The sequence below is a fragment of the Mycolicibacillus trivialis genome (assembly GCF_002102395.1).
Classification (GTDB): domain Bacteria; phylum Actinomycetota; class Actinomycetes; order Mycobacteriales; family Mycobacteriaceae; genus Mycobacterium; species Mycobacterium triviale.
The window spans coordinates 1-22,973 of record NZ_LQPZ01000038.1; the positions used below are offsets into that span (position 1 = coordinate 1).

Consider the following 22,973-nt stretch of genomic DNA (forward strand, 5'->3'; position numbering starts at 1 on the left):
GAGTTTGCCCTACAGTGGGCCGCGACCCACCAACCGAAAGTCGCATAGCGGCTGGACCACCAAACGGGTCCCCCTCACTGGGCATCTGGATCCAGCAGACCGAGGGCGCGAAGTTTTGGCACGGCGTGCTCACCGAGTTGCGTAATCGGGGCTGCCGGGATGTGTTGTTCGCCTGCTGCGATGGGCTGGTGGGCCTGCCTGAAGCGATCAACGCGGTCTGGCCGGACGCGATCGTGCAGACCTGCGTGGTGCATCTGCTGCGCTCGGCGATGCGCTACGTCTCCTACACCGACCGCTCCAAGATGGCCGCCTCGATGCGCCCCATCTACACCGCCCCCACCGAGGACGCCGCCGGATTGGCGTTCGAGGCGTTTAAGGCCGAATGGGGCGCCAAATGCCCGGGTGCGGTCGCGGTCTGGGAACGCGCCTGGTCCGACTTCACCCCGTTCCTGGCGTTTCCCGCCGAGATCCGACGGATCATCTACACCACAAACGCTATCGAATCGCTGAACTACCAGCTACGCAAGGTCACCAAAGCCCGCGGCTCATTCCCCTCTGACGCCGCCGCAATGAAACTGCTCTACCTCGCCATCCGCAACATCAACCAGAAAAGAGGACCAACCGCCGGGACGGGAACCCGAGGATGGACCCAAGCACTCAACGCACTAGCCATCCAATTCCCCGACCGACTACCCCTATAACCCGAACATCAATGGCCGCAACCACTTACACACTTAACTTGACAGGCCCCGCAGCGAGTCCTCGGATTCAGCTTCGAAATACAGGGTGGTCACGTCGTACAAGATGAGGGACAGCCCACCGCAGTCGGTGGCGTAGGCGAAGCATTTCTCGGCGATGATGTCGCGGTGTCCGCTGGCGTGGATCTTGCGGACATGGCGGTCAATGGTCTTGTAGGACACCAGTTGGGCGCCGAGATCAGCCAACACTCGTGACGCGTCGAGCTTGCTGGTCGGCTCGACGATCCGTGCAATCACCAGATCCCGGAACACCGCATCGCCGACCGTATCGAACCCGAGCCAGTCATAGACGTGGCCGAGGATGTCGTAGAGCAGACGCGAGCTGGCCCCGACCGTGCGCCCCGGCGGCACCACCGGGGCCGCGACCGTCGACTTGGGCTGTTCGGCGATCAACGTCTGCTCACGGAAATCGGCCACATCGGCCATCGATTGGGCACGGGCGGCCACTTCGAAATCCAGCGCTGCCTGACCGCCGACCACCATTGCCGTGGCCTGCTCCAGCAGAATGCCCAGATCAGCGTCGGTGTGTGCCGACCCCAGATGCGCCAGGATCACCACCCGGCCCTGGTCTTTGCGCGCTACCTGCACCGCCACTGCGCCCGAGGCGGTGCGCACCTTCCGCACGTACGCCACCGCACGAACCTACCGGTTTAGTACCCCAAAACACCCACCCACGCGATAGAAACCGCAGGTCAACCAATTATCAAACGGGAAAGTAGGCCGGGGTGTCCAAACTCAGGTGTGAGTTTCTCCTTAGGCCCTCGGTACTCGACCCCGTATCTTGTTGCCACAGTGGCTGGTAACGCTCAACCGGGCTCGCGGGCGACCGGCCGCGGGGCGATCAGACCGGCGGGATCTCCACCCGGCGAGCGGTGCCGTCGACGGCGTCGGCGGCCTCGATCTCGCCGCGGGTGACACCCAGGATGAACAGCACCGTGTCCAGGTAGGGGTAGCTCAGCGAGGCGTCGGCGACCTCGCGCAGCGCCGGCTTGGCGTTGAACGCCACCCCCAGCCCGGCGGCGGCCAGCATGTCGATGTCGTTGGCGCCGTCGCCCACCGCGACGGTCTGGCTCATCGGCACCCCGGCGTCGCGGGCGAAATCGCGCAGCGCCTTGGCTTTTCCGGGCCGGTCGATGATCGGTCCGACCAGCCGGCCGGTGAGCAGGCCGTCGACGACCTCCAGTTGGTTGGCGGCCACGTAGTCCAGCGCCAACTCGTGGGCCAGCGGGTCGATGACCTGCCGGAACCCGCCGGAGACCACCCCGCAGTAATAGCCGAGCCGGCGCAGCGTTCGCAGCGTGGTCCGCGCGCCGGGGGTGAGCACCAGCCGGTCGGCGACGTCGTCGAGCACGTCGGCGGACAGCCCGGCCAGGGTGGCCACCCGCTGGCGCAGCGAGGCGGCGAAGTCCAGCTCCCCGCGCATCGCGGCCTCGGTGATCGCGGCCACCTCGGCCTGGCGACCGACCCGGTCGGCGAGCATCTCGATGACCTCACCCTGGATCAGGGTGGAGTCGACGTCGAACACGATGAGCCGCTTGGCCTGCCCGGACAGGCTGATGTCGGAGAACGCGACGTCGAGGTGCTCGTCGGCGGCGGCGCGGGCCACCACGGTCTGCAGTTGCTCCCCGACGCCGTTGGGGACCGAGACCCGCAGCTCCAGGCCGGTGACCGGGTAGTCGGAGATGCCGCGGATGGTGTCGATGTTGACCCCGAGGGCGGCCACGTCGTGGGCCAGCGCACCGAACGCCTCGGCGGTGACCGGCCGGCCCAGCACGACGATCTTGTGGGTGGACGGCTCCTTGATGATCGGCAGGTGGTCGCTGCGCTCGATCGTGACGTCCAGACCCACCGCGTGGATGGCTTCCTCGACCTCGGTGCGGAACCCGTTGTGGGCCACCGCGTCCGGCTCGGCCGACACCAGCACGCCCAGCGTCAGCCGACCGCGGATCACCACCTGCTCGACGTTGAGCAGCGCGACCTTGTGCCGGGCGAGCACCTCGAACAGCGCCGAGGTGACGCCGGGCCGGTCGACACCGGTGACGGTGATCAGCACCGTCACCTTCGCGGCAGCGCTCACCGGCAGCACCGCGTCATCGGAACCCGTGCGCGCTCAGCTGGACGGCAGGGCGGCCGGCTCTTCGGCGTGCTTGCGGCCGATGTGGGCCTCGGCGCGCATCCGCTCCACCATGTGCGGGTAGTGCAGCTCGAACGCGGGGCGCTCCGAACGGATCCGGGGCAGCTCGGTGAAGTTGTGCCGCGGCGGCGGGCAGCTGGTGGTCCACTCCAGGGAGTTGCCGTAGCCCCACGGGTCGTCGACGGTGACGACCTCGCCGTAGCGCCAGCTCTTGAACGCGTTCCAGACGAACACGATCAGCGACACGCCCAGGATGAACGAACCGATGGTGGACACGATGTTCAGCGGCTGGTAGCCGTCGGTGTCCAGGTAGTCCGCGTAGCGGCGCGGCATGCCCTCGTTGCCCAGCCAGTGCTGCACCAGGAACGTGGTGTGGAAACCGATGAAGGTCAGCCAGAAGTGCACCTTGCCCAGCCGCTCGTCGAGCAGCCGGCCGGTCATCTTGGGGAACCAGAAGTAGATGCCGGCGAACGTGGCGAACACGATCGTGCCGAACAGCACGTAGTGGAAGTGCGCCACCAGGAAGTAGGTGTCGGTGACGTGGAAGTCCAGCGGCGGCGCGGCCAGCATGACCCCGGTCAACCCGCCGGCGAGGAAGGTCACCAGGAACCCGACCGAGAACAGCATCGGGGTCTCGAAGGTCAACTGCCCCTTCCACATGGTGCCGATCCAGTTGAAGAACTTGATGCCGGTGGGCACCGCGATGGTGAAGGTCATGAACGAGAAGAACGGCAGCAGCACCGCACCGGTGGCGAACATGTGGTGCGCCCACACCGCGGTGGACAGCGCCGCGATCGCCATCGTGGCGAAGATCAGCGTGGTGTAACCGAAGATCGGCTTGCGGCTGAACACCGGGATGACCTCACTGACGATCCCGAAGAACGGCAGCGCGATCACATACACCTCGGGATGGCCGAAGAACCAGAAGAGGTGCTGGTAGAGGATGATGCCGCCGTTGGCCGGGTCGTAGATGTGCCCGCCGAGGTGGCGGTCGTAGGCCAGGCCGAGCAGCGCGGCGGTCAGCAGCGGGAAGATGATCAGGACCATCAGCGAGGTGACCAGGATGTTCCAGGTGAACACCGGCATCCGGAACATGGTCATGCCCGGGGCGCGCATGCAGACCACGGTGGTGATCATGTTGACCGCGCCCAGGATGGAGGCCAGACCGGTCACGGCCAGACCCACGATCCAGAAGTCACCGCCGGGGCCCGGGGAGTGGATCGCGTCGCTGAGCGGCGTGTAGGCGGTCCAGCCGAAGTCGGCGGCGCCGCCGGGGGTGATGAAGCCGGCCAGCGCGATCAGCGACCCGAACAGGAACAGCCAGTAGGACAGTGCGTTCAGCCGCGGGAACGCCACGTCGGGTGCACCGATCTGCAGCGGAAGCACCAGGTTGGCGAACCCGAACACGATCGGCGTCGCGTAGAACAGCAGCATCGCCGTGCCGTGCATGGTGAACAGCTGGTTGAACTGCTCGTTGGACAGGAACTGCAGTCCCGGCGCCGCCAGCTCGGCGCGGATGAACAGCGCCATCAGCCCGGCCACGCCGAAGAAGAACATGCAGGTGACCACGTACATGATGCCGATCAGCTTGTGATCGGTGGTGGTCACCATCTTGTACAGCAGGTCACCCTTGGGGCCCGTGCGCGGTGGGTACGGGCGGTTTGCCTCGAGTTCTCCGCGCGGGGGGGCTTCGGCTGTCACGGGTCCTCCAAATATCAGTCCGGCGTCCCTGGGGCACAGTCAGCGGTCGTGAGGGATCACTAGTACAGATCGTAGCGTCCGCAGCGAGCCGTGTTGGCCCCGGACCCACCTCTGTCGCACCGATGTCCTACGAACTGTCGTAATCGTGCCGCGCCCAATCTTGCGCCACCCGGGTGTTACCGTCAACCGCGTGTTCAGGGGTGGTGCGCGACCGCGCCGCGGGTTCCGCGCCGTCGTGGCGCTGGCTGGCCTCGGGTTGGCCGCGACCGGTGGGTGCGCCACCGACACCACCGGCGGGTCCGCCCCGTCGACGTCGGTGATCACCAGCACCACGATGATCGCCGGTGCCGGGGTGCTCGGGAATCAGCGTCGCCCCGACGAGTCGTGTGCCGCCGAACCGGCCCCCGCCGAGGGCGGGCCACACCGGGTCGACAACGCCGAGGGCGTCGCCCCGCCGACCGTGGAGGTCCCGGCCGACCCGCAGCGCATCGTGGTTCTGGCCGTCGACCAACTCGACGCGTTGTGCGCCCTGGGCCTGCAGTCGCGGATCGTGGCCGCCGCCGCACAGCCCTCCTACCTGGGCACCGTCATCCACGACCTGCCCACGGTGGGCTCGCCCGACGCACCCGACCTCGCCGCGATCCGCGGCGCCGAGCCGGATCTGATCCTCGGTTCGGTGGCCGCGAGCGCCGATCTGTACCCGCAGCTGGCCGAGATCGCGCCGACGGTGTTCACCACCGCGGCCGGCGCCCGCTGGCAAGGTGAGTTGCGCACCGTGGCGGCGGCGACCGGGCGGGCCGGGGCCGCCGACGGGCTGCTCGACGGTTTCGCCGAGGCGGCCCGCCAGCTCGCCGCCAAGGCCGACACCGCGCACTACCAGGCCTCGATCGTGCAGTTCACCGACGACGGCGTGCGCATCTTCGGCGCGGTGAACTTCCCGGGCAGTGTGCTCAAGGAGGCGGGGCTGGATCGCCCGCCGGCCCAGCGGTTCACCGACCGCCCGTTCATCGAGGTCGACACCGCCGACCTCGACGGCGCCGACTTCTCCGCCGCCGACGCCGACATCGTCTACGTGTCGTTCGCGACCGCCACCGCCCGGGAGCGGGCGCCGCGGATCTTCGACAGCGACGCGTGGCGCGCCCTGTCGGCCAACGCCGACAACCGGGTCTTCGTGGTCAACAACGAGGTGTGGCAGGCGGGCCAGAACCTGGTAGCCGCCCGCGGCATCCTCGACGATCTGCAGTGGGTCAACGCCCCGATCAACTGAGCAGCCGCTGCAACTGCGCGGCCGCCGCTTCCCGCGCGGCCGCCGCCTCCGCACCCAGCCGGCGGATCTCGGCGTCCAGCACCGCCACCTGGTCCTGCAGCTCTCCCAGCGCGCCGACCTGGCGGGCCCGCAGCCGGCCCTCGTCCCCGTCGGTGCGCAGCACCTGCAGTTGCTCGGTGATGCGGCTCGCCGCGGCGTGCAGATCGGTCCGCTCGGCGTCGAGCCGGTCGCGCTGGGCGTCCAGGGCGTCGGCGCGCTGCTGCTCGGCGAGCACCCCGGACAGCTCCCCGATGGTCGCCGCGTCCAGCGCGCGCCCGGCCAGCCAGGCGTCGAGGTGGGCCGGGGAGAGTTCGCCGTAGCCGATGTCGCGGTAGACCGGCCAGGTCTCCAGCACGGTGGCGCCCACGGTGCGGTGACCGGCGACGGTGACCGCGAACCGGTGGAAGTCCGGGTCGCCGTCGTCGAGCAGGGCCGCCGTGTCGTCGCCGGTGATGTGGTGGCCGGCCCGGCGCGGCAGCTCGACGATCACCTCCACCTCATCGGGGTGGTCGTTGCGCAGCCGCAGCGCGTGGCGCTGCTCGACGCGTTGTTCCTCGATCGCGGCGGTGTCGGCCAGGCGCACCCCGACGGTGACCGTGGCGGTGGCGACGGTGCCGGTGCAGTGCACGGCCAGGTCTTTGGCGAAACTCAGCCGGGTCCGCGCGCCGCGGGCGGTGAAGCCCAGCATCGCCTCGCCGGCGTAGCCGCCGTGCTCGTAGATCACCGCCGGGCCTTCCTCGAGCACCAGATCGGTGTCGTTGACGAAGGCGATCGCGATCTGCGGGGCGGGCGCGGAACCGACCTGCCACACCAACTCCCGGCGCACCTGCCCGACCGGGGCGACCGCCAGCGGCACCATCGTGGCGCTGCCCCGCGCCAGCGTGACCGGGGTGGTGAGCCGGTATTCGAAGTATTCGCCGCTGTCGGCGGCGTCGACCTCCTCGGCCGCCTCGCCGTAGGAGTCGGCGAAGTCGGGGACCCCGGACAGGACGGTCGCGGCCGCACGGGGCGCGCCGCGCATCATCTGTTCTTCGACGACGCGCTGGCGCTCCTCGGCCACGGTGCGCCGCACCTGCCGCGGGTGGTACAGGTCGATGTCGAAGGAGTGCGGCTGGCCGGTGGTCAGCGTGACGGTGATGTCGGTCAGGTCCTCATCGACCGGGTTGTGCAGGATCCCCATCGCCGCCAGGGTGGCCCGCTCCCCGTCGCGGATCAGCCGGTAGGACACCCGCCACATCGGTGCGGCGACCAGGTAGGACAGCTCGACCTCGGCGGCGCGGCCGCGCAGGTCCACCCCGATCGCGCAGTGCGGTCCCGCGGTCGCCGCCTTCGCGCGGTCGAGCAGCCGGACCAGTTCCTCGCGCGCGCCGGTGTCGAGCACGGTGAGCCGCCCGACGGCGGCCAGCTCGACGATCTGCACCCGGCCCGCCCCGGTTCGCAGCAGCAGGGCGCGCTCCCCCGCCCCGGGCTCATCGACCCCGATCACCTCACCGCGATACGTCGCCTCGGCCTGCTGCACCTCGACGCTGCGGCCGCGCAGCCCGTCGAGCAGGTCGCGCAACGCGGTGGTGGAGTAGGGCGCCAGCGGGTATCCGTCCGGGTCGTGCGGCGGGTCCACCGGGGTGTCGAAGGTGATCGCGCCGACCGCCGCGTCGGCGCCGGAGACCACCAGCGACTTGAGGACGTCGGGCATGTCGTCGCGGCGCACGGTCAGGGTGACCGCGCCGTCGGCGGGTCCGCGGTGGACCACGAAGGCCACGCCGTGTTTGTACAGGACCAGATGCGTCACCGGCGGGCATGCGGACATGGCCCGACGATAGCCGCGTCCCCCGACCTCGGCGTGGCGGAGATCACCTTCACGCGCTGCCGGTGGGCGGGCGCGGCTTTCACCACGGCGTTGTGGCCCCTACCGTGGGATGAGGGCACCCGGCCACCCGATCGGGCGGGCGCACCGACAATTTAACTTCGCTAAGCTATACAACTAGGGTGCCGGCCGGGCCAAGCGCCGCGGCTGCGCCGTTGGTAGCCGGATTGCACGAACGAATCGCACAACGAGAGATCTACGAGGGATAGCCAGATGAGCACGACCGTTTCCGCTTACGCCGCCACGTCGGCGACCGCACCGCTGACCAAGACCACGATCACCCGCCGCGACCCTGGGCCGCACGACGTGGCCATCGACATCAAGTTCGCCGGGATCTGCCACTCCGACATCCACACCGTCAAGGCCGAGTGGGGCCAGCCGAACTACCCGGTGGTGCCCGGCCACGAGATCGCCGGGGTGGTCAGCGCGGTCGGCGCCGAGGTCACCAAGTACCGGGTCGGCGACCGGGTCGGGGTCGGCTGCTTCGTCGACTCCTGCCGCGAATGCCCGAGCTGTCGGGCCGGGCTGGAGCAGTACTGCACCGGCGGCGGCATGGTCGGCACCTACAACTCGGTGAACCGCCGCTTCGACGAGCCGACCCAGGGCGGCTACAGCCAGGCCATCGTCGTCGACGAGAACTACGTGCTGCGCATCCCGGACGCCATCCCGCTGGATGCCGCCGCTCCCCTGTTGTGTGCCGGGATCACGCTGTTCTCCCCGCTGCGGCACTGGAAGGTCGGCGCCGGCTCGCAGATCGCGGTGGTCGGTCTGGGCGGGCTGGGCCACATGGGCGTCAAGCTCGGTGCGGCGATGGGCGCCGAGGTCACCGTGCTGTCCCAGTCGCTGAAGAAGATGGAGGACGGACTGCGCCTCGGCGCGAGCCACTACTACGCGACCAGCGACAAGCAGACCTTCAAGACGCTGCGTAACAGCTTCGACGTCATCCTCAACACCGTCTCGGCGAACCTGGACCTGGGCGCCTACCTGAACATGCTCAAGGTCGACGGCACCCTGGTGGAGCTGGGCATGCCCGAACACGACATGGCGGTGCCGCCGTTCCCGCTGGCCGGGATGCGCCGCAGCCTGTCCGGTTCGATGATCGGCGGGATCGCCGAGACCCAGGAGATGCTGGACTTCTGCGCCGAGCACGACGTGCGGCCGGAGATCGAGCTGATCGACGCCGACTACGTCAACACCGCCTATGAGCGGGTGCTGGGCTCCGACGTGCGCTACCGGTTCGTCATCGACACGGCGACGATCTGACCGGCAGCCGGGCGGGCATCCGCACCGCGGTGTAGCCGAGCGCGAGCACCGCGGTCACCACCAGCAGCACCAGCCCGATCGTGTAGTCGTTGTGCACCGGGTCGTAGGTGGCGCCCATCACCAGCGGCGGGAAGAAGCCACCCAATCCGCCTGCGGCCGCGACGATCCCACTGACCGTGCCGACCGAGCCGGGTTGGGCCCGCCGGGTCACCCAGGCGAACACGCCGCCGGTGCCCACCCCGAGCGCGACGGCCAGCGCGATGAACGTCGCCGCCGACCACACGTCGGCCGGCGGCTGGAACACCGCCACCGCCGACAGCGCCACGACACCGGTCAGCGAGGCCAGCACCACGTATTTGGGTGCGATCCGGTCGGCGAGCATGCCGCCGACCGGCCGGGCGAGTACGGCGGCCAGCGCGAACGCGGCGGTGCGGGTGCCCGCTTCCACCGGCGAGAAGCCGTAGATCGTCTTGATGTAGGTGGGCAGGTAGTTGCTGAACGCGACGAACCCGCCGAACACCACCGCGTAGAGCAGCGACATCTCCCAGGTGATCGGCAACCGCAGGGCCGCACGGATCTTCGGCACCAACCGATCGGTGTTGGGAACGAACACCGGGCCGGGGTGCATCGCCACCGCACAGACCGCGGCGGTCACCAGCAGTGCGGCGGCGACCAACAGGTGGGTGGGCATCAGCCCGAACCAGCGCACGAACCGCGGGGTGTAGTACGCCGAGAGTGCGGTGCCGACCATGCCCATGCCGAAAACGCCGGTGGCGAACCCGCGGCGGGACGGCTCATACCAGTTGTTGGCGAACGGGATTCCGATCGCGAACACCGATCCCGCGATCCCGAGGAAGAACGCCGCCGCCAGCAGCAGCGGGTAGGACTCGCACGTCTCGGCGGCGCCGACCGCGATCACCGGGGGGACCGAAGCAACCGAGACGACGACGAACATGATGCGTCCGCCGAACCGGTCGGTCAGCGGTCCGGTCACCATCCGCCCGAGCGCGCCGACCAGCACCGGGGTGGCGACCACCAGGGCCTCCTGGTTGCCGGTCAGCGACATCAACGTCGCCTCGCGGGTCCCCAACGGGCCGATCAGGTTCCACGCCCAGAAGTTGACCAGCGACGCCCAGGTGGCCAGTGCGAGTTGCACTCCGGGGCGCGCCCGCAGGGTTGCTGCGGGGGTCGCCACCGGTCCGGTCACGAGCCGTCGCGCAGGAGAAGCGGCCTCAGAACTCCCAGTCCTCGTCCTCGGTCACCACGGCCTTGCCGATCACGTACGAGGAGCCCGACCCGGAGAAGAAGTCGTGGTTCTCGTCGGCGTTGGGGCTCAGCGCCGAGAGGATCGCCGGGTTGACGTCGGTCTCGTCGCGCGGGAACAGCGCCTCGTAGCCGAGGTTCATCAGCGCCTTGTTGGCGTTGTAGCGCAGGAACTTCTTGACATCCTCGGTCAGTCCGATGTCGTCGTAGAGGTCCTGGGTGTACTCCACCTCGTTGTCGTAGAGCTCGAAGAGCAGCTCGTAGGTGTAGTCCTTGAGCTCCTGGCGCCGGGCTTCGTCCGCCATCGCCAGCCCGCGCTGGTACTTGTAGCCGATGTAGTAGCCGTGCACGGCCTCGTCGCGGATGATCAGCCGGATGACGTCGGCGGTGTTGGTGAGCTTGCCGCGGCTGGACCAGTACATCGGCATGTAGAAGCCGGAGTAGAACAGGAAGCTCTCCAGCAGCGTGGAGGCCACCTTCCGTTTGAGCGGCTCGTCGCCGGTGTAGTAGCGCAGCACGATCTCCGCTTTGCGCTGCAGGTTGGTGTTCTCCTCCGACCAGCGGAACGCCTCGTCGATCTCGGTGGTCGAGCACAGCGTGGAGAAGATCTGACTGTAGCTCTTGGCGTGCACCGACTCCATGAAGGCGATGTTGGTGTAGACGGCCTCCTCGTGCGGGGTCAGCGCGTCGGGGATCAGGCTGACCGCGCCGACGGTGCCCTGGATGGTGTCCAGCAGGGTCAACCCGGTGAACACCCGCATGGTGACTTCTTTTTCCTTGTCGGTGAGCGTCGCCCAGGCCTGGATGTCGTTGGACACCGGCACCTTCTCCGGCAGCCAGAAGTTCCCGGTCAGCCGGTCCCAGACCTCGAGGTCCTTCTCGTCGTGCACCCGGTTCCAGTTGATCGCCGAAACCCGATCGATCAGCTTCACTCGTCCAGTCACCGCTACCCCACTTCGAACGCCGATACCCGTGGCTGACGACACTACCCCTGGGGGCCGACAAGTTCGGGCAACACTAGAAGTTGTGTTGTCGTGTCGTCGTCAGCGACCCGGTCCGGCCGCCGGGGCGACCCCGAGGAACCGGTACTCGGCGGGGCGCAACCGGCGGGTGGCGTTGCGGTACTGCCAGGTGAACCCGCCCCACAGCACCGGGTTCTTGCCGTGTTCGTCGAGGTACCAGCTCGAGCACCCGCCGGTGTTCCACACCGAGCGGGCCAGCCGGCGCTGCAGGTCGGCGTTGAACCGGTCCTGGGCGGAGCGGATCGGGGTCAGCGCCTGCGCGCCGGCCTTCTCGGCGGCGGCGATCGCCTGGTCGACGTAGTGGACCTGGGATTCGATCATGTACACCATCGAGTTGTGGCCCAGCCCGGTGTTGGGGCCCAGCAGGAAGAACAGGTTGGGCATCCCGGCCACGGTGACCCCGCGGTGGGCGGCCATGCCCTCGGTGTTCCACCGGTCGACCAGGCTCTCGCCGTCGCTGCCCTTGATGTCGACGTAGGTGTAGGAGTCGCTGACGTGGAAGCCGGTGGCGAAGACGACGACGTCGACGTGGCGTTCGGTGCCGTCGGCGGTGACGATGCCGTCGGCGGTGAACCGGTCGATGCCCTCGGTGATCAGCTCGGTCTTCGGGTCGCCGACCGCAGGATAGTAGGTCGAGGAGTTCAGGATGCGTTTGCAGCCCAGCCGGTAGTGCGGGGTCAGCTTGCGCCGTAACACCCGATCCTTGACGCCGCGGCGGATGTTCCAGCGGCCCAACACTTCCCCGATGCGCAGCAGCCCGGGCCAGCGGGTCATGCCGACGGCCACCGCCTCTTGCAGCCCGTAGATCGCAGTGCGCAGCGCCAGCCGGGCGCCGGGAACGACGGTCAGGACCCGGCGCAGCCGTTCGGGGATCGCTTCGTTGGTGCGCGGGATCACCCAGGCCGGGGTGCGCTGGTAGAGCTGCAGACCGCCGACCCGGTCGACGATCTCCGGCACGATCTGGATCGCGCTGGCGCCGGTGCCGATCACCGCGACCCGCTTGCCGGTCAACTCGACGCTGTCGTCCCACTGCGCGGAGTGGAACGCCGCACCGCCGGCGGACCGGAAATCCTCAAGGCCGGCGAAGTCCGGCACCGACGGGATGTGCAGTGCGCCGGCCGCCGAGATCAGGAAGCGGGCGACGAATTCCCTTCCGTCGGTGGTGAAGACATGCCAGCGGTATTCGTCGTCGTCCCAGTGGGCGCGGTCGACGAGCGCGCCGAACACCATGTAGCGGCGCAGGCCGTACTTGTCGGCGACGCCGTTGAGATAGTCGAAGATCTCGCCCTGGTAGGAGAACAGATACTCCCAGTCCGGCTTGGGTTCGAAGGAGTAGGAGTACAGGTGCGAGGGGATGTCGCAGGCGCACCCCGGGTAGGTGTTGTCCCGCCAGGTGCCGCCGAGGTCGTCGGCCTTCTCCAGCATCAGGAAGTCGATGCCGCGGCGCTGGAGGGCGATGCCCATGGCCAGCCCGGAGAAGCCGGTGCCGATGATCAGCGCGCCGGTCCGCACCACCGGCCGGTCGGTCGCGGCGGGCCCGGTGGGTTGCTCGGTGACGGTCATGACGCACCCCTTCCTGGGACCTGCGGTACCGGATACTTCCCAGTGTGGCCGCGCCCGCCGCCGGCTGTCAACGGTGGCCGGCCCGCCCGGGGCGTCAGCTGGCGGCGCGGCTCGGGACGGCGGCGTGGATGGGCAGGCCCGGGTCGATGGTGACCCCCAGCACCGCGGCGGTGCTGGTCACCGTGCCGGACAGGATCGTGCTGAGGTGCTCGATGAAGACGTCCTGGGCCATCCGGCGTTCGCTGCCGGTGTCGCGGCCGAGCCACCAGTCGGTGGCCGAGGCGACCGACCCGAACGTCGCGAACGCGGCCAGCTCGATCGCGTCGCGGTCCAGCTGCATCTCGCGCAGTTCGTTGCTGAACATCTCCGCGATCGCCAGGATGATCTCGCGGCCCTCCTGCAGCGCCTGCAACGTCGATGCGGACTGCTCGGTGAACTGGCCCTGGATCAGGAACCGCAGCACGTTGGGGTGCTGTTCGACCAGCCCGACGTACTGCTCCACGCCTTTGCGGATGACCTCGTCGGCGGAGTCGGTGGTGACGTCGATCGCCGAGGAGATCGCCGCCCACAGCATGTCGCGCATCCGCTCGCTGACCGCCTGGAACAGGTCGGACTTGTCGGTGAAGTGCCGGTAGATCTTCGGCTTCGCGGTGCCGGCCTCCTCGGCGATCTCCCGCACGCTCAGCTCCGGCCCGCGCTTGTCGATGGCGCGGAAGGCGGCGTCGACGATCTCGGCCCGCACCTTCTTGCGGTGCTCGCGCCAGCGTTCCCGCCGGGCGTCGACTTTGCCGTCGGGCCGCTCGGCGGGGCTGGGCCGGGCTGGTCTGCGCACGTCCCACACTGTACTCGCCCGTACTGCCGCCACCGCCCGGCATAGCCGTGTTGACCTGCCGAGACACCGCGACCGACACCCGGATGGCAGCGGAGTCGGATTTTCTCCGGCGGGTCGGCGTCGGTAGCGTAGGCACCGCAATCAACCTCGGAAGGGCGAGAAAAGCGGTGACACAGCGATTCGATCTGGCCATCGTCGGCGGCGGTCCGGCCGGGTCGGCGGCCGCCTGGCAGGCCCGCCAGGCCGGCGCCAGTGTCGTGCTGCTGGACAAGGCGCAGTTCCCCCGCGACAAGCCGTGCGGTGACGGGCTGACCGCCCGGGCCGTCAGCTACCTGCAGAAGATGGGGCTGGCCGAACAGGTCGCGACCTTCCACCGGGTCAACCGGGTGTGCGTGTACAGCCCCAGCCACTGGGAGCTGTCCTTCCCGCGCCGTCCGGGCATGCCCGATCACGGCCACACCGTCAGCCGCACCACGCTGGACACCATGCTGTTGCGCCACGCCGCGGCGGCCGGCGCGGAGGTCCGCGAATCCGCCGAGGTCGCCGGGCCGGTCCTCGACGACCGCGGCCGGGTCACCGGGGTGAGCCTCAAGGGCGGCGAGCAGGTCCTGGCCGACGCGGTGATCGCCGCCGACGGCGCCTACTCCCCGATCAAGCGGGCGCTGAAGCTGGATTCGGCCTATAACGGCTATTCGGCGATCGCCATCCGCGCCGAGATGGACGCCAACCGGCCGGACTCCGACAGCTTGGACATCTATCTGCGGCTGCGCTTCGAGGGCGACCAGCTGCCCGGCTACGGGTGGGTGTTCCCGATGGGCGGCGGCCGGTTCAACATCGGGTTGGGCTACGTCAACAGCTACCGCAACTGGCAGTCGATCAACGCCACCGCGTTCCTCGGGGAGTTCTTGCGCACGCTGCCGCGTGACTGGGAGCTGCCCGACATCGGCGAGCTGAAGAAGTCCAAGAGCGTGCGCGCCTGGCGGCTGCCGATGGGGTTCACCGCCTGGCCGCCGTGGCGGCCCGGGGTGCTGTTCGCCGGCGATGCGCTGGGCGCGGGCAAACCGGCCAGCGGGGCGGGCATCTCCAAGGCGCTGGAGTCCGGGATGGCGGCCGGGGAATGCGCGGTCGCGGCGCTGACCAACGCCGGCCCCGACGACTTCACCAACTACGCCCAGCGGATGCAGGAGGCCTGGGGCCGGGAGTACCGGCGCGGTCGCTACTTCCACAAGCTGCTGGGCTATCCGCGCGTCGCCGACGCCGGGGTGCGGCTGATCGACAACGCCGCGTTCCGCGACCGGATGCTCAAGGCGCTGTACAAAAAGGCCCAGGGGCCCGCGCACCGCTACTGAGGCCGGTCAGCCGAACGGGCAACCGCCGCTGCGCCCTTCGGGGACCGCGAACGTCTCCAGACCGTACCGGTCGTAGAAGCGGGCCAGCCAGGTGTTCTGCCGGTTCAGCCGGTGCACCGAGCGCTCGTAGCGGGCACGGCCGCGCGCGGTGTCGCGGTAGCGGGCGCGCAACGCGTCGAGGCGCACCCGGTTGTAGTGGATGGGTTCGAGCTTCAGCCGGTCGGGCAGCACCCGCCAGGCCAGTTGCAGCAGCGCGCTGTAGAGCGCGAATTCGGCGTCGTGGTGGGGTTTGAGTTCGAAGCCGATCATGGCCAGCACGTCGGGGTGCATGGTCTTGGCCGAGCAGACCTGCACGACGCGGCCGGCCACCGGCCGCACCACCAGCCACGGCGGGGTGAGGACCGGCCGCATCCACTTCGGCAGCAGCAGGCTGGGCAGCGGCAGCCGGGTGAGCGTGGCGAACTGGTGGCGCAGGAACCCGTTGGCCTCCAACTCGGTGGCGACGGTCTTGTCGTAATAGGCGTCGAACTCCTCGGCGGTGGCAGGCAGTTTTCCCCGCCTGCTGGGCAGCTCCAGCTCACCGAAGAGATGGCGCAGGTACTGGTAGGCGGCCTCCTTCTCGGCGGGCCGCAGGGTGTGCCCGGTGACCACCGGGAAGGCGACCAGGATCGCGTGCACCGCGCTGGCGATGATCCACAGCCACAGGTCCGGGTCCAGTGCGCTGTAGCGGACCCCGTCGTATTCGCCGACCCCGGTGCCGCGGACGGTGCGGTGCTGGTCGATCAGCCAGCGGGCGTGTTTTCTGCGCTGTGCCGCATCGGCGAGGATCGCCTGCCCGCTGAACCCACTGCGCAACGCCCGGTCGGTGAAGTTCTCCCGGAACCGGCCGGTGTGGTCGACCGACGCCGCGATCGGCACCCGGGCCACCTCGTCGAACAGCACCCCGCCGAACACGCCGGTCAGCACGCTGCCGATGTGCTTGCGGAAGTCGGCCATCACCGCCGGGCGCAAGCCCGGGCCCGCCAGCAGGTCCAGGCCGTCGGTGCCGTCGGTGCCGTCCTGGGCGTCGATGGGCCGGTCGATGTCGGTGAGCAGTTCGGTCATCCCAACCTCCCGATGTTAGTAAGTTAGACATAAACTAACATCCTTACACCGAAGCGGGAAGCATCGTGTGGGACCATGTGGTCATGTCTGGCGATCAGACCGGCGAGCGCATTCTCGAGGCGGCGCTGCAGACGATCCTCGACTTCGGGGTACGGCGCGCGTCGGTGGAGGAGATCGCCCGGCGCGCCGGCGTGTCGCACATGACCGTCTACCGGCGCTGGCCGACCAAGAAGGATCTGCTGGTGGCCACCCTCGGCACGGTGACCGACTCGATTCTCGCCGCCGTCGACGACGAGGTCGCCGCGCTGGACGACTACGAGGATCGATTCGTCGCCGGGTTCACCGGGATCTACTGGCGGGTCCGCACCCATCCGATGCTCAGCCGCACGCTGGAGACCGATCCCGAAGCCGTCCTGCCCGCGTTGACCACCGGCGCGGGACCGGCACTGGAGTTGGCCGTCAACTACCTCGCCGGGCACATCGCCGACACCGCCCGCCACGGCGGGGTCGAGATCGATGATCCGCAGGGCCTGGCGGAGATCTTCGTCCGTCTCACCCACTCACTGGTTCTCACCCAGCGGGTGCGCGAACCGTTGACCAGCCGCGCCGACGCGGAACGCTATGCGCGCCAGCACCTTCTGCCGCTGGCGCTGGCCATGGTGCGGCCGGTGGACGTGTCGGCGCGGTGAGTCTCCGGCAGGGAGGACACGCACCCGAGACCGGAAGCAGCACGCCCGCACTGCCGGATCGAGATAGGAGTGCGGCCGACGCCAGTTCGCGAGGAGCACTCCGTCGCGCATATCGGCCGGTACGCGTAAGGCGCCGACGTCGTCCGACTCAAGCAACGCAGTGAGACGTTCGATCGCGGGGGCTCGGGCGCGTTCGAAGTCCAGGCTTTGGGGAATGTAGTCGCAGAGCCAAAACTGCTTTCCATCTTTCAGGGCAGACCTCGGACGAGTTGCTCACACCGGACCGACACCCACCGCTCAGTTGCTCCACCGCCGTCGACCGGCCCGCTCGGCGAAGGCGTCGAGCGCGGCGAGCACTTCCGGCGCGCGCCACGCGCGGTTGCGGGTGCGGTCGGTGAACTCCACCACGATCCCCGCGTCGACCAGCGGGTCGATGTAGCGACGCGCGTTGCCGGTGGTGATGCCCAGCTCGCGGCGCAGCAGCGCGGCGTTGAACACCGGCCGCTTGATCAGCAGGTCGGCGACTCGGTGCACCGCGGAGTCGCGGCGGGCGGTGATGCGCGAGGCCCACCCGGCGCGGATGTCGCGCAGCTCGGCCACCAGTTGCCGGCCGTTGGCGACCGCGAGCACCACCGCCTGAGACAGCTGGCCCACGATAGGTACGGTGTCGCCGTCACGGTAAGCGGTCAGCGCCGCGAAGTAGGCGTCGGTGTCGGCGAGCAAGCCCGCCGAGACCGGCACGGTGACGTGGCGGGTCAGACCCTTGTTGCGCAGCATCGCCTGCACCAACGCGCGGCCGGTGCGCCCGTTGCCGTCGGTGAACGGGTGGATGGACTCGAACTGCGCGTGGGCGATGGCGATCTGCGCCAGCGCGGGAACGTCAACGCGACCGGCGAAGGCGATCAGGTCGTCGATCGCGGCGGGCACACGGCGGTGGTGCGGGGCGATGTAGTCCGCCCCGCGCGGGCCGAACGGCCCGCCACCGATCCACACCTGCTCGTCGCGCCAGTTACCCGCGGCGGCCGGTGTGCTCGCGTGCATGAGCACGCGGTGCATGTCGAGGATCGCGTCGGCGTCGATGCGGTCGGCCAGCCGGACCGCGGCCTGCATGGCGGCGGTGTTGGCCACGATGATCGCGGCGTTGCGGCGCGTGGGTCCACCGAGGGATTCTGCCTCGGCGATGGCGCGGGCCGAGGCGGTGAGGTTCTCGATGTTGGAGCTGGCTGCCGACTCCGATCGCAGCAGCACCGCGGCGAACGGGGCGATTTCGTCGCCCAGCTCGGAGTCGAATCGCGCGATCTCATGGCTGGCGTCCTCGGCGGCGGCCAGCACGGCGGAGGGAAGCGCCACCTGTAGCTCGGCGATGTCGGCGGTGATGGCGGCCTGGTAGTCGCCGGACTGACGAATCGCGGCGTGTTGGTCAGCCAGTCCGTATCCGGCCTGAGTGGCGGGCTGCCAGGTCAGCGTCTCGACACCCACAGCCGTGCTATCTGATGCCATCACCCACAGTAGCATCACTTAACTAATTAAATGATGCTACCACCGGACACTAGCATCATTTCTCCTGGTCGCTGTCTGGCGTGCACCGCGGCGGGACGCGGCTCACAGCGCCGGCAACGCCGCCGGATGATCATGGGAGGCGCGGCCCCTTCCAGCATTCCGTCCGCATTGAAGGTCAGGGTGGCAACCCAACAAACCCGGTGGTGCGTTGCGGCCGCCACCTCCGGTGAGCGCCACCGGCCGCGCTCGACGTCGGCCTGTCGGCCAGCCACACGCTCGCGGCCTTCTAGCGAAGCGAGCAGGCCAGGAAGCGTTTCCCCTGGCCTGCTCGACGAACTGAAACCGCCTAGAGCATGCAGCTCACGCAGCCCTCGACCTCGGTGCCCTCCAGCGCCATCTGCCGCAGCCGGATGTAGTACAGCGTCTTGATCCCCTTGCGCCAGGCGTAGATCTGCGCCTTGTTGACGTCGCGGGTGGTGGCGGTGTCCTTGAAGAACAGCGTCAGGCTCAACCCCTGGTCCACGTGCTGGGTGGCCGCGGCGTAGGTGTCGATGATCTTCTCGTAGCCGATCTCGTAGGCGTCCTGGTAGTACTCCAGGTTGTCGTTGGTCATGTAGGGCGCCGGGTAGTAGACCCGGCCGATCTTGCCCTCTTTGCGGATCTCCACCTTCGACACGATCGGGTGGATCGACGACGTCGAGTGGTTGATGTAGGAGATCGACCCGGTCGGCGGCACCGCTTGCAGGTTCTGGTTGTAGATCCCGTTGGCCTGCACCGATTCCTTGAGCCGGCGCCAGTCGTTCTGGTCGGGGATGCGGATGCCGGCGTCGGCGAACAGGGTGCGCACCTTGTCGGTCCTGGGTTCCCAGATCCCGTCGGTGTACTTGTCGAAGAACTCACCGCTGGCGTAGGTGGATTGTTCGAAACCCTTGAAGTGGGTGCCGCGTTCGATCGCGATCCGGTTCGAGGCCCGCAGGGCGTGGTAGAGCACCGTGTAGAAGTAGATGTTGGTGAAGTCGACGCCCTCTTCGGACCCGTAGAAGATCCGTTCGCGCGCCAGGTAGCCGTGCAGGTTCATCTGCCCGAGCCCGATTGCGTGGGAGTCGTTGTTGCCCTGCTCGATCGAGGGCACCGAGGAGATGTTGGTCTGGTCGCTGACCGCGGTCAGCGCCCGGATCGCCACCTCGATGGTCTGGGCGAAGTCCGGCGAGTCCATCGCCTTGGCGATGTTCAGCGACCCCAGGTTGCACGAAATGTCCTTGCCCACCTTGGCGTAGGACAGGTCCTCGTTGTACAGCGACGGCGTGGAGACCTGCAGGATCTCCGAGCACAGGTTCGAGTGGGTGATCTTGCCCGCGATCGGGTTGGCCCGGTTCACCGTGTCCTCGAACATGATGTAGGGGTATCCGGACTCGAACTGCAGCTCGGCCACGGTCTGGAAGAACTCCCGCGCCTTGATCTTGTGCTTGCGGATCCGCGGGTCGTCGACCATCTCGTAGTACTTCTCGGTGACGTTGATGTCGGCGAAGGCCACCCCGTAGACGCGCTCGACGTCGTACGGCGAGAACAGGTACATGTCCTCGTTCTTCTTGGCCAGCTCGAAGGTGATGTCGGGGATCACCACACCCAGCGAGAGAGTCTTGATCCGGATCTTTTCGTCGGCGTTCTCCCGCTTGGTGTCGAGGAAGCGGTAGATGTCGGGGTGGTGGGCGTTGAGGTAGACCGCACCGGCACCCTGGCGCGCGCCGAGCTGGTTGGCGTAGGAGAACGAGTCCTCCAGCAGCTTCATGATCGGGATGACGCCCGACGACTGGTTCTCGATGTTCTTGATCGGCGCGCCGTATTCGCGGATGTTGGTGAGCAGCAACGCCACTCCCCCGCCGCGCTTGGACAGCTGCAGTGCGGAGTTGATCGAGCGGCCGATCGACTCCATGTTGTCCTCGATGCGCAGCAGGAAGCAGCTCACCGGCTCGCCGCGCTGCTTCTTGCCGGCGTTGAGGAAGGTGGGCGTGGCCGGCTGGAACCGGCCGTCGATGATCTCGTCGACCAGCCGTTCGGCGAGCTTGGTGTCCCCGCCGGCAAGGCTCAGCGCCACCATCACGACGCGGTCTTCGAAGCGCTCCAGATACCGCTTGCCGTCGAAGGTCTTCAGCGTGTAGGAGGTGTAGTACTTGAACGCGCCAAGGAACGTCGGGAAGCGGAACTTCTTGGCGTAGGCGCGATCCAGCAGCGTCTTGACGAAGTTGCGCGAATACTGGTCGAGGACCTCGCGCTCGTAGTAGTTCTCCCGGATCAGGTAGTCGAGCTTCTCGTCCTGGTTGTGGAAGAACACCGTGTTCTGGTTGACGTGGGTCAGGAAGAACTGCCGGGCCGCCGCGACGTCCTTGTCGAACTGGATCCGACCGTCGGCGTCGTAGAGGTTGAGCATCGCGTTGAGCGCGTGGTAGTCGGTCTCGCTACCCGCGCCCGGAGCCGTGGTGGTCACAGGCTCTGCAGTTGCGACAGTTGCTGGCATGTCTCGTCCTTCCAGAAGTCAGCCAATCCCGCACGGACGGTGTCCACGTCGTCGGGGGTTCCCATGAGTTCGAAGCGGTAGAGGTAGGGCACGCCGCATTTGCGCGAGATGACCTCGCCGGCGTAGCAGTATTCGGCACCGAAGTTGTTGTTGCCTGCGGCGATGACCCCGCGCAACAACGCCCGGTTGTGTTCGTTGTTCAGAAACTTCTTGACCTGTTTGGGCACGTAGCCGCTGTCGGTGACGCTCGGTGTGTGCCGGCCGCCGCCGTAGGTGGGCACCACCAGCACGTAGGGTTCGTCGACCTCGATCGGCTCGTGCAGCGGGATCCGGATGGCAGGCAGGCCCAGTTTCTGGATGAAACGGTGGGTGTTCTCCGAGACGGAGGAGAAGTACACCAGACGGTCGCCCATCGGTTGACCTCCCTCCGCGACTGGTGCCGGTTCTCCGGCGTGTGATTCAGGACCTGCGATTACCCCGGTTCGCCGCCGACGGATCGCGGCGGCCGCGCTCAGGCGCTCAGTGCCGTCGCGGCCAGGGCCTTGATGCGGTCCGGCCGGAACCCCGACCAGTGGTCGTCACCGGCCACCACCACCGGCGCCTGCAGGTACCCCAGCGCCATTACGTAGTCGCGGGCTTCGGAGTCCAGCGAGATGTCCACCGACCGGTAGGCGATGCCTTCCTTCTCCAACGCCTTGTGGGTGGCGTTGCACTGCACGCATGCCGGCTTGGTGTACACGGTGATGTTCATCGTCGAACGACTCCTCGGTGGCAGGGGCTGGAAGGGTGAGCAACTATCAAACACTGCGTCGGCACCGCTGGTCAGCGGGCCGTCGGGCGGCGAATCCCCGGCTCTGCGGGGCCGCGCCGACCCGGGGTTCGGGAACTTCTCCCCGGTTCCGGATGGCCCGGTCTTCGTCGGGCCCGGCGGCACTGTGAACACTACACCTAGTGGCTGACAAGGGGAAGGGATACAAGATGTTCTGAACGACATTCATGGAATTCCCTGGTCGCAAGCTTGCGCCCAGCCCCGATCTCGGCGTGTCGCAGCTCACAATGCGTCCCCGTTCGTGTCGCTCACCACACTTACCCTCGGGGTCGGACACCGGCCGGTGGCGGCCGGCGTCGGTACCGCTCGCAGCAAACTCGTTTCTCGGTAGGCTGGCGGGACCCGCACCCGCCACGGGTGCGGCGGGAACCGGCGAGGAGGACCACCGTGACCGACTACGGTCGACCGCTGCGATTCGGGTTGTTCGTCTCCCCGGAGGCCGCCCTGCTGGACAACACCTTCGCCCTCGCCGAGATCGCCGACGAATCGTTCGAGCTCATCGGGGTGCAGGACCACCCTTACCAGTCGAAGTTCCTCGACACCTGGGCGCTGATGCCGATGCTGCTGGCCCGTACCCGCCGGGTGCGGGTGTTCCCCGATGTCGCCAGCCTGCCGCTGCGCCCACCCGCGGTACTGGCAAAGACCGCGGCCAGCCTCGACGTCATCTCCGGCGGCCGGTTCGAGTTGGCACTGGGCGCGGGCGCGTTCTGGCCGGCGATCGCGGCGATGGGCGGTGCCGACCGCACCCCCCGGGAAGCCGCCGAGGCGCTGGAGGAGGCCGTGCAGGTGACCCGGCTGATGTGGTCCGGTCAGCGCTCGGTGCGCTTCGACGGCCGCCACTACCGACTCGCCGGGGTGCACCCCGGACCGACCCCGGCCCACGACATGGGGATCTGGCTGGGTGTCGGCGGGCCGCGACTGCTGGAGTTCCTGGGCCGCAGCGCCGACGGCTGGGTGCCGTCCAACAGTTATTTCCCGCCGGAGAAGCTGCCCGCGATGCAGCAGCGCATCGACGACGGCGCGCGGGCGGCCGGCCGCGACCCGGCGGCGATCACGCGGATCTACAACGTGTTCGGCACGATCGGCGACACCGCGGCCGCCGACCCGTTCACCGGCACGGTCGAGCAGTGGACGGCCACGCTGACCGAACTGGCGGTGCAGACCGGCATGGACACGTTCCTGTTCGGCACCCCGGGCGACGACATCGGCCAGGTCCGCCGGTTCGCCGCCGAAGTGGTGCCCGCGGTGCGGGCGGCGGTGGCCGAGCGGCGCGGCTGATCG

At 68.4% G+C, this 22,973-nt stretch carries 17 protein-coding genes and 2 pseudogenes; 6 read left to right on the plus strand and 13 right to left on the minus strand.

Annotated elements, in window-relative coordinates; genetic code table 11:
• Positions 1–77: 77 nt before the first annotated feature.
• A pseudogene (locus AWC30_RS13640) lies at positions 78–701 on the plus strand (IS256 family transposase); the annotation flags it as partial.
• 48 nt (positions 702–749) lie between these two features.
• On the opposite strand, the pseudogene AWC30_RS13645 reads toward AWC30_RS13640, so the two are convergent.
• From AWC30_RS13645 to ctaD, 3 genes and pseudogenes are all read right to left on the minus strand, one after another.
• Positions 750–1,391, minus strand: a pseudogene (locus AWC30_RS13645) (IS1634 family transposase); the annotation flags it as partial.
• Between the two features lie 208 nt (positions 1,392–1,599).
• A complete protein-coding gene (gene serB, locus AWC30_RS13650; RefSeq protein ID WP_085110819.1) occupies positions 1,600–2,835 on the minus strand; it encodes a phosphoserine phosphatase SerB in 1,236 nt (411 codons plus the stop codon).
• 33 nt (positions 2,836–2,868) lie between these two features.
• Entirely contained in the window at positions 2,869–4,593 is a 1,725-nt protein-coding gene (ctaD, locus tag AWC30_RS13655; RefSeq protein WP_085110775.1) for an aa3-type cytochrome oxidase subunit I, read from the minus strand.
• Positions 4,594–4,783: 190 nt separating this feature from the next.
• On the opposite strand from ctaD, the gene AWC30_RS13660 reads away from it, so the two are divergent.
• Positions 4,784–5,860, plus strand: coding sequence for an ABC transporter substrate-binding protein (locus tag AWC30_RS13660; protein WP_372507280.1), 1,077 nt, complete (start codon positions 4,784–4,786; stop codon positions 5,858–5,860).
• Here the strand turns inward: AWC30_RS13660 and AWC30_RS13665 are convergent.
• Positions 5,853–7,706 (minus strand): hypothetical protein, encoded by a 1,854-nt coding sequence (locus AWC30_RS13665; RefSeq protein ID WP_085110776.1) that lies wholly within the window; start codon positions 7,704–7,706, stop codon positions 5,853–5,855. The genes AWC30_RS13660 and AWC30_RS13665 overlap by 8 nt on opposite strands.
• 270 nt (positions 7,707–7,976) lie before the next feature.
• Here AWC30_RS13665 and AWC30_RS13670 point away from each other — a divergent pair, with 270 nt between their 5' ends.
• Positions 7,977–9,026, plus strand: a complete 1,050-nt coding sequence (locus AWC30_RS13670) for an NAD(P)-dependent alcohol dehydrogenase (RefSeq protein ID WP_085110777.1) — start codon at positions 7,977–7,979, stop codon at positions 9,024–9,026.
• Here the strand turns inward: AWC30_RS13670 and AWC30_RS13675 are convergent.
• The 4 genes from AWC30_RS13675 to AWC30_RS13690 form a co-directional block, all read right to left on the minus strand.
• Positions 9,004–10,233 carry an MFS transporter gene (locus AWC30_RS13675; protein WP_272937752.1) on the minus strand — a complete coding sequence of 410 codons (1,230 nt, stop codon included), beginning with the start codon at positions 10,231–10,233 and terminating at the stop codon, positions 9,004–9,006. The genes AWC30_RS13670 and AWC30_RS13675 overlap by 23 nt on opposite strands.
• Before the next feature lie 25 nt (positions 10,234–10,258).
• A complete protein-coding gene (nrdF, locus tag AWC30_RS13680) occupies positions 10,259–11,233 on the minus strand; it encodes a class 1b ribonucleoside-diphosphate reductase subunit beta (protein WP_109562071.1) in 975 nt (324 codons plus the stop codon).
• Between the two features lie 99 nt (positions 11,234–11,332).
• Positions 11,333–12,874: a flavin-containing monooxygenase gene (locus AWC30_RS13685; protein WP_085110780.1), complete on the minus strand. Its 1,542-nt coding sequence runs from the start codon at positions 12,872–12,874 to the stop codon at positions 11,333–11,335.
• 94 nt (positions 12,875–12,968) lie between these two features.
• Positions 12,969–13,706, minus strand: a complete 738-nt coding sequence (locus tag AWC30_RS13690; protein ID WP_085110821.1) for a TetR/AcrR family transcriptional regulator — start codon at positions 13,704–13,706, stop codon at positions 12,969–12,971.
• Positions 13,707–13,873: 167 nt separating this feature from the next.
• Between AWC30_RS13690 and AWC30_RS13695 the strand changes: the two genes are divergently transcribed.
• Positions 13,874–15,055, plus strand: coding sequence for an NAD(P)/FAD-dependent oxidoreductase (locus tag AWC30_RS13695; protein ID WP_085110781.1), 1,182 nt, complete (start codon positions 13,874–13,876; stop codon positions 15,053–15,055).
• A gap of 6 nt (positions 15,056–15,061) precedes the next feature.
• Here AWC30_RS13695 and AWC30_RS13700 read toward each other — a convergent pair whose 3' ends face one another.
• Complete coding sequence (locus AWC30_RS13700) at positions 15,062–16,051, minus strand: oxygenase MpaB family protein (protein WP_372507281.1); 990 nt, start codon at positions 16,049–16,051, stop codon at positions 15,062–15,064.
• A gap of 191 nt (positions 16,052–16,242) precedes the next feature.
• On the opposite strand from AWC30_RS13700, the gene AWC30_RS13705 reads away from it, so the two are divergent.
• On the plus strand, positions 16,243–16,848 hold the full coding sequence (locus tag AWC30_RS13705; protein WP_085110783.1) for a TetR/AcrR family transcriptional regulator: 606 nt from the start codon (positions 16,243–16,245) through the stop codon (positions 16,846–16,848).
• 297 nt (positions 16,849–17,145) lie between these two features.
• Here the strand turns inward: AWC30_RS13705 and AWC30_RS13710 are convergent, their stop codons facing one another.
• From AWC30_RS13710 to AWC30_RS13725, 4 genes are all read right to left on the minus strand, one after another.
• Positions 17,146–18,348 (minus strand): Fic family protein, encoded by a 1,203-nt coding sequence (locus AWC30_RS13710; RefSeq protein WP_085110822.1) that lies wholly within the window; start codon positions 18,346–18,348, stop codon positions 17,146–17,148.
• Between the two features lie 346 nt (positions 18,349–18,694).
• Positions 18,695–20,863 (minus strand): class 1b ribonucleoside-diphosphate reductase subunit alpha, encoded by a 2,169-nt coding sequence (gene nrdE, locus AWC30_RS13715; RefSeq protein WP_085110784.1) that lies wholly within the window; start codon positions 20,861–20,863, stop codon positions 18,695–18,697.
• Positions 20,830–21,276 carry a class Ib ribonucleoside-diphosphate reductase assembly flavoprotein NrdI gene (nrdI, locus tag AWC30_RS13720; protein ID WP_085110785.1) on the minus strand — a complete coding sequence of 149 codons (447 nt, stop codon included), beginning with the start codon at positions 21,274–21,276 and terminating at the stop codon, positions 20,830–20,832. The genes nrdE and nrdI overlap by 34 nt, the downstream gene beginning before the upstream one ends.
• Positions 21,277–21,374: 98 nt before the next feature.
• Complete coding sequence (locus tag AWC30_RS13725) at positions 21,375–21,614, minus strand: redoxin NrdH (RefSeq protein WP_085110786.1); 240 nt, start codon at positions 21,612–21,614, stop codon at positions 21,375–21,377.
• Positions 21,615–22,079: 465 nt separating this feature from the next.
• Between AWC30_RS13725 and AWC30_RS13730 the strand changes: the two genes are divergently transcribed.
• Positions 22,080–22,970 (plus strand): LLM class flavin-dependent oxidoreductase, encoded by an 891-nt coding sequence (locus AWC30_RS13730; protein ID WP_085110787.1) that lies wholly within the window; start codon positions 22,080–22,082, stop codon positions 22,968–22,970.
• Positions 22,971–22,973: the final 3 nt, after the last annotated feature.

What these genes read in the sequence shown, in the direction of transcription:
- AWC30_RS13665 (WP_085110776.1), bottom strand. Translation starts at nt 7,706, where the DNA reads ATGTCCGCATGCCCGCCGGTGACGCATCTGGTCCTGTACAAACACGGC.
- AWC30_RS13670 (WP_085110777.1), top strand. Translation starts at nt 7,977, where the DNA reads ATGAGCACGACCGTTTCCGCTTACGCCGCCACGTCGGCGACCGCACCG.
- AWC30_RS13685 (WP_085110780.1), bottom strand. Translation starts at nt 12,874, where the DNA reads ATGACCGTCACCGAGCAACCCACCGGGCCCGCCGCGACCGACCGGCCG.
- AWC30_RS13700 (WP_372507281.1), bottom strand. Translation starts at nt 16,051, where the DNA reads ATGGCCGACTTCCGCAAGCACATCGGCAGCGTGCTGACCGGCGTGTTC.
- AWC30_RS13705 (WP_085110783.1), top strand. Translation starts at nt 16,243, where the DNA reads ATGTCTGGCGATCAGACCGGCGAGCGCATTCTCGAGGCGGCGCTGCAG.
- AWC30_RS13710 (WP_085110822.1), bottom strand. Translation starts at nt 18,348, where the DNA reads ATGGCATCAGATAGCACGGCTGTGGGTGTCGAGACGCTGACCTGGCAG.
- nrdE (WP_085110784.1), bottom strand. Translation starts at nt 20,863, where the DNA reads ATGCCAGCAACTGTCGCAACTGCAGAGCCTGTGACCACCACGGCTCCG.
- nrdI (WP_085110785.1), bottom strand. Translation starts at nt 21,276, where the DNA reads ATGGGCGACCGTCTGGTGTACTTCTCCTCCGTCTCGGAGAACACCCAC.
- AWC30_RS13725 (WP_085110786.1), bottom strand. Translation starts at nt 21,614, where the DNA reads ATGAACATCACCGTGTACACCAAGCCGGCATGCGTGCAGTGCAACGCC.